Source organism: Ancylomarina sp. (genome assembly GCF_041555295.1).
Lineage (GTDB): Bacteria > Bacteroidota > Bacteroidia > Bacteroidales > Marinifilaceae > Ancylomarina.
The window spans coordinates 1-7,220 of sequence record NZ_JBFFKR010000179.1 but is presented as its reverse complement, the minus strand read 5'-3'; the positions used below and the strand labels follow the sequence as shown (position 1 = coordinate 7,220).

Annotated in this window: 3 protein-coding genes and 3 tRNA genes; 4 read left to right on the top strand and 2 right to left on the bottom strand. The window is 36.7% G+C overall.

The genetic code is table 11. The features are described from left to right. Together ABY905_RS12025 and ABY905_RS12020 are read right to left on the bottom strand one after the other, a co-directional pair. Positions 1-1,127: ribonucleotide reductase N-terminal alpha domain-containing protein (locus ABY905_RS12025; protein WP_372644196.1), on the bottom strand; the 1,127-nt coding region annotated here is incomplete at its 3' end. Between the two features lie 373 nt (positions 1,128-1,500). Next, positions 1,501-2,730, bottom strand: coding sequence for a 3-deoxy-D-manno-octulosonic acid transferase (locus tag ABY905_RS12020; protein WP_372644193.1), 1,230 nt, complete (start codon positions 2,728-2,730; stop codon positions 1,501-1,503). A gap of 250 nt (positions 2,731-2,980) precedes the next feature. Between ABY905_RS12020 and ABY905_RS12015 the strand changes: the two genes are divergently transcribed. The 4 genes from ABY905_RS12015 (at position 2,981) to ABY905_RS12000 (ending at position 7,005) form a co-directional block, all read left to right on the top strand. Beyond that, positions 2,981-6,424: a hypothetical protein gene (locus ABY905_RS12015; protein ID WP_372644190.1), complete on the top strand. Its 3,444-nt coding sequence runs from the start codon at positions 2,981-2,983 to the stop codon at positions 6,422-6,424. 252 nt (positions 6,425-6,676) lie between these two features. Further along, positions 6,677-6,749 (top strand) — tRNA-Met (locus ABY905_RS12010). Between the two features lie 53 nt (positions 6,750-6,802). Continuing rightward, positions 6,803-6,875 (top strand) — tRNA-Met (locus ABY905_RS12005). A 57-nt stretch (positions 6,876-6,932) separates the two neighbouring features. Continuing rightward, a tRNA-Met gene (locus ABY905_RS12000) sits at positions 6,933-7,005 on the top strand. Positions 7,006-7,220: the final 215 nt, after the last annotated feature.

Sequence of the window (7,220 nt, the reverse complement as noted above, 5' to 3'; positions counted from 1 at the left end):
TCAATTTTTGCGATAATTGCATCAATCTTCTCCAGCTCAAGATCAATAATATCATCCATAATACGCTGAGCCATTCCAACGTGCTTCTTAAACAAATCGAAGTTGAAGCTAGCTTGAGGCGTAAAAGGATTCTCCACATAGCTGTAAAGGTTAATAGCCAACAAGCGACAACTGTCATATGGACACAAAGGAATCTCACCACAAGGGTTAGTAGAAACAGTACGGTACCCCAGATCGGCATAGCAATCAGGTACAGATTCTTTTTCAATAGTATCCCAGAATAAGATTCCAGGCTCTGCTGATTTCCAGGCATTGTGAACAATCTTCTTCCACAATTTACCCGCATCAATATTTTTAGTATAAGTCGGATTATCAGAGTTGATAGGATATTGTTGGGTGTATTCTTTTCCTGCAAGAACAGCCTCCATAAATCCATCAAGTATTTTCACAGAAACATTCGCTCCGGTAACTTTACCCTGCTCCATTTTAGCATCGATAAAATCTTCCGAATCGGGGTGTTTTACCGATACACTTAACATTAAAGCACCACGGCGACCATCCTGAGCTACTTCACGAGTAGAATTCGAGTAACGTTCCATAAATGGTACAATACCTGTAGATGTTAGTGCTGAATTCTTAACAGGTGATCCCTTTGGACGAATATGTGACAAGTCATGACCTACACCGCCACGGCGTTTCATCAACTGCACCTGCTCCTGGTCAATTTTCATGATTCCACCATACGAGTCAGAATCACCTTCGTTACCAATCACAAAACAATTAGACAAAGAAGCAATTTGGAATTTATTTCCGATACCAGACATTGGACTTCCCTGAGGCACGATGTATTTGAAATCTTTTAACACAGCAAAAATTTCATCTTCAGACAAAGAATTAGAATACTTCTTCTCTACACGGGCAATTTCACTTGCAATACGATGATGCATATCATCTGGTGTTTTTTCATAAACATTGCCATAAGAATCTTTCAAGGCATATTTATTCAACCAGACACGTGCTGCTAGTTCATCTCCTCTAAAATATTCAAGAGAGGCTTTAAATGCTTCTTCCGAATCAAAAGTTTGCTGTGTAACCATCGGCTCTCGTTTCTTGTCTTTAACTGTCATGATCAATATTAATTGTGGAACTACCTCATAAATTATTTACATAAAAGAGTAAAAGTTCTGTTTTTTTACAGCTTTTACATTCTCATATGCAATTTAGTTATCGTTTTCCAAACCAACAATACCAATACTAAAAAATAGAAGAAAGTTATCCACAATAAACTGTTAATATCCTACTATACAGATCATAACAATTTCAGGGAAACGGAAAAGTTTTCCAAAAAGAAAACATCTAGATAATACAATACGTTCCGAACGTACTGAGAATAGAGACTTTCAGAATAAAATTACCGAAAAATCTATTTAAAATAAGATTATGAGTTTTAAAATGACACTAACAAGCTGAAATCGTGAAGAAAGATAGACCTTGCTTAAACTAAAACTTTATTGTGTTAAGAATTTTGTCTGTCGCACCCCTCATCTCATCAACGTAATTTTTTGAAGAATCGCCAGATTTTTTTCTCAGTTCGACATCTTCATGATAAGAATCGAGAAGGCTATTTAACTCTTCATAGACTTCGTAGGTATGTGCCCCACCAATAGCAAGAAGATCTTTGGCTTCTTTAAATTTGTGGTAATTCGGACCAAAAATAACAGGCATGCCATAGCAAGCAGCTTCAAGAGTATTATGAATTCCTCGCCCAAAACCACCACCTATATAGGAAATATCACCATAGCGATACAAAGAAGACAAAACGCCAATACAATCTACAACCAGAACTTCTGCGGCATCAATCTCTGCTTTTGTAGCTGTAGTGAATCGCACGTAAGGTTTCTCAATACCACTCACAATATTTTTGATATGGCTCTCATCAACCTCGTGAGCGGCGATAATATATTTATAATCATTATCTGATGTGTTGATATATTTAATGATATTCTCCTCATCCTTTGGCCAGGTACTTCCTGCAATCATCACAGGTCGGTCTTGAGCAAAATCTTCAAGTTGAGGTAATACTTTGGCTTGCTTAGCAATGGAATAAACACGATCGAAACGCGTATCTCCTGCCAGGCTCACATTTTCAAAACCAATTCCCTTAAGCAACCCTATTGATTCCTCATTCTGAACGAAGAAATGCGTAAAAGCTTTAAGTATTTTCCTATACAGTCCGCCATAAGGCTTAAAAAACATCTGCTTCTGACGAAATATGGTTGAAAAGATATAGGTAGGAACTTCTAACTTTCTAAGTTCATTTAAATAATGATACCAGAATTCATATTTAATAAAGAAAACCATTTTAGGGTTTATCAATCGAATGAATTCCTTTGCATTTCGCTTGGTATCCAGGGGTAAATAGAAAACGTAATCCACACCCTCATAATTCTTGCGAATCTCGTAACCTGATGGCGAAAAGAAAGTCAATAGGATTTTATAACTGGGATATTTCTCCTTGAATGCCTCTATTACAGGTCTTCCCTGCTCAAATTCGCCCAAGGATGCTGAATGAAACCAAACCATATTCGTTTCACCCTTTACAGCCTCCTCTATTTTTTTAAAAATATCTTTACGCCCACGAACCCATTGCTGAGCTTTAGGGTTGAATAGAGATGCTATTCGAACCAATAATGAATAGAAAAAGATAGATAGATTATAGAATAGAATCATGAGTCAAACAATTTAGGATCGAAAAAATCGTATTAGATGTAAACGAGATCTTATTTATTAAACAAATAAGGATAAAATTGATCAATATCGACTAATCGCATATTTCACATTGCAAAACTAAACATTTTTAATGTCCATCTATCTACTCTAAAAAAAATTATCCCCAAATTAGTACGTTGAATTAATCACTCGAAACTTGATCTATTCAACCCAATGAAACTAACCCGACAACTCCCGTAATACCTATATCTTGAGACGAATTCTGTTCTTTTGCTTTTCCCTTCTTCTGTGCACAGCCAGCTATGCTCAGAAGTCAAGCAATATCAGAATTCGACAGATTGACATCTCAAAAGACAGCATTCTGCTCGATTCTCTATTGATATTACCCGCAACGATAAAGCTATGGGTCACAAATGAATTATTAGATAGTACTTATTATCGACTGAACTTAGCTAAAGGCATCTTTATTCCAAAGGAGAAATTAAAATCTAAAGGATCTCAAGCCAAAATCACATATCGAGTTTTCAATTACAAAATAGGTCAGGTACTTTACAAACATCATCCCAATGAAATCAATCAGCCTGATATAATCCGAAACAAACGCTACTCTCTAGCTCAAAACTATAGAAATCAAAAAGATGAGTTTAGCTCCCAACTCAACAAACAGGGAAGTTATACCCGTGGCTTATCCTTGGGAAACAATCAGAATGTGGTGAGCAATTCGAATTTGAACCTGCAATTATCTGGCAAGCTTAGCGAGAATGTCAATATACTTGCCGCCATTACAGATGACAACATTCCTATTCAGCCCGATGGCAATACACAGCAAATACAGGATTTTGATCGCATTTTCATCAAGCTTTTCAACGAAAAACATGAGCTTACTTTGGGGGATTATCAAATAGAAAACTCTAATAAATCTCACTTCTTGAGGTTTAGAAAGAAAGTGCAAGGCGGACAATACCAAGGTCTCGTTTCAGGTGGAAATAAAACAAAAGTACTCACACAAATAAGTGCTTCCATTGCTAAAGGGAAATTCAACAGAATGGAGATTCAGGGCCTTGAAGGCAATCAAGGTCCATACAGATTATATGGAAAAAACAACGAAACTTATATTATTATACTTGCCGGATCAGAGAAGATTTACAAAGATGGAAAACTTCTAACCCGTGGTGAAAATCAGGATTACAGCATCAATTACAATACTGCTGAGCTGAGCTTCAATACCAGTCAACCCATCAATCGAAATTCCAGAATTATTGCTGAGTTTGAATATTCCGAGGAAAATTACTCAAGGTATTTAATCTACAATAGCACCGAAATAAAAGGCGAGAAGTCTAGTTTCCAATTCAATTTCTATAACGAGCAGGATAATAAAAATAACACCATCAGCCAGAACTTGAACGACGAGCAAAAACTCTTACTAAGTCAGTTAGGCGATAATCTGCAAGCTGCCATTACACCTCAAATTCAGACCGTCGAATTCACGAATGAACTGGTCTTATATAAAAAGGTTATCCAGCAAATTGATGGGAAAGATTATGAAACTTATACCTACTCGACTCAAGCGGAAGAAGCGATTTATCAAATCCACTTTTCATATGTGGGTGACAAAAAAGGAAACTACATACAAATTGAATCATCAGCCAATGGACGGGTTTATAAATGGGTAGCCCCCATTAATTCTATTCCTCAAGGGGATTTCTCCATTAACTCACAACTGATCGCTCCTGAGAAACACCAAATGATAAGCTTTGGTGGTCAACTCAAACACTCAGAGCGTGCCAATAGTCAATTCGAAATTGCTTTGAGCAATAAGGATCTCAATTCCTTTTCTTCCATAGACGATAAGAACAATAAGGCATTAGCCTTTATGTTCGAAAGCCATCGAAAAACCTTTTTAAAAGATACAAATCAAGTTTTTAATACTTCTATCGCCTATAATTATCTTAGCGATAATTTCGAAGAAGTTGAGAAATTCAGATCTCCCGAGTTCAATAGGGATTGGAATATTCAGGAGCAAACAAACAAGAGTCAGGAACATTTTGTAGAGCTACAAAATACATATCAGAATAAAGTCAGCCACTTTACTTACGAAATTTCGGCACTAAATCAGTCATCGCAATTTAAGGGTTTACGACAGAATACCATAGCCAAATATCACAGCAAACATTTTGAGTTAAGCTGGAATGCAAACTTATTGGCAAGTGATCAAAACGAGACAGAAACCAAATTTTTCAGAAATAATATGGCTGCCATTTATAAACTAAAAGCGCTAAACATAGGCTTGGAACAGCACAGCGAAAACAATCAATGGAAAGAAAAAACCAGTCACAGTTTACTGGCGAATAGCTTTGCTAATAAAACTTATAAGGTCTACCTAAAAAGCAGTGGAACAAGCCAAAATCAATTTGAAACTTTTTATCAATATCGCAAAGATTTATTGCCTTGGGAAAACAAAATGAGTTCCCAAAGTGAGTCCGAGGATATTGGTTTTATTCTTTGGTTAAAAAAGAACAAGAAAAACCAATTAAAGCTGAGCAGTAACTATCGAAAGTTACGTATTCTGAATCAGGAAATCAGCAATGAAAAACCCGAAGAAAACTTCCTGGGAAAATTGGAGCACCGATCAAGAATGTTGAAAGGGATAATTAGAACATCCACATATTATGAATTGGGTTCTGGACTGGAAGCTGATCGGGTCTACTCATACCTCGAAGTAAACGCGGGACAAGGCGTTTACAAATGGACCGATTACAATAATAATGAAATTAAGGAGATTAACGAATTTGAAATTTCAAGTTTTAAAGATGAAGCCAATTACATTCGAATCTCAAACATCACAACCAACTATCGAAAAGTTTATACTAGCGAGTACCGACAAAGCCTAAACATCCAACTGAAGCGCCTTAAAGGGAGTTCCAAACTTATTAAGTTTGCCTCTGCGATAAGTAACCGCTTTTCGTATAGAATTGCTAAGAAGAGCACTAACAATGATTTCAACCTATACGGCAATCCTTTCTCATCGACACAAAGCAATACCCATATCATCAATCTGACTTCATCTCTACAAAATACGCTTTCATTTCATCCGAAAAAGTCGAAGATGACCTATGACTATATCTATTTGAAAAATGAAAGCAAGCTTCTTTTGAATAATGGCTTTGAAAAGAGTCAACTATCGCAAAATGGCTTACGCCTGATTTGGAGAAAGCAAGATTGGCAAATAAGTAATCGATTTGATCAGGGAAACAAAACACGCGGCAGCGAAGTTTATTCAAGCAAGGATTATAAGTTGAACTATCTTAAAAATGAACTCAAACTCAAATATCAAGTGGGACGAAATTTTCAATTGGAATTCGAATACCTCTTCAAGAATAAAGAAAACAGATTGAACATTGAAAAGTTAGAATCTCATGACTTGGGATTGGAAGCTCAGTTTTCTCCCGGAAAAAAGAAAAACTGGAATGCCGCGGTACATTACCTAAACCTAACTTACAATAGCGATAGTAATAGTTCGATTGCCTACGAGATGCTCGAAGGCTTTTTACCTGGGAACAATATGACATGGCACCTAAATTATCAACAACAATTATCGAAAACTTTCCAAATGAATATCAACTACAGAGGAAGGCAAGCTGAGGGAAATGCAGCAATTCACGTGGGAAGTGTGGAATTAAGAGCCTATTTCTAAAAATATTTTCAGGAGGCAAATATTCATTCTTCAACTTGTCCTTTCTTGTTAATAAAACTTCAACACGATGATTTCTTGCACGATGGGAATTGATTTGAATTAATCATCTTCATTACCTCTACCTTTCAAGCCACGTACAGCGGACAGAGATTATCGACATTCTCAAAAAAATATATGAATTGCCTTGCTTTAGTTTAAAAAGGGCGTATCTTTGCAATCGCAAATAAGAAAGATAACAATCTAAAGATATATTGCGGGGTGGAGCAGTTGGTAGCTCGTTGGGCTCATAACCCAAAGGTCATCAGTTCGAGTCTGATCCCCGCTACTTAGAAATTCAACGGAATTTCTTTTATCGACGAAAACATACTGAAAATATATTGCGGGGTGGAGCAGTTGGTAGCTCGTTGGGCTCATAACCCAAAGGTCATCAGTTCGAGTCTGATCCCCGCTACATAGAGAATCCTTTCGAGGATTCGTTTTCGTCGATTTCAACTTATTAAAAATATATTGCGGGGTGGAGCAGTTGGTAGCTCGTTGGGCTCATAACCCAAAGGTCATCAGTTCGAGTCTGATCCCCGCTACTTAGAGAAGCTCTTAACGAAAGTTAGGAGCTTTTTTTGTGCCCTGAATTCTACAAATAAGTTTCAACTAAAATAGGATCACCGGCAAAACCTGGGTCTAACAAAATAATCATTCTAATTAGGCGAATATTTTCGTTAAACGAAATAAGAAGAAGTCAATATCCACAACGCCTCTTAAAGATCTCCTGAAGTCTTTAATTTTTGCATTAAAAGAT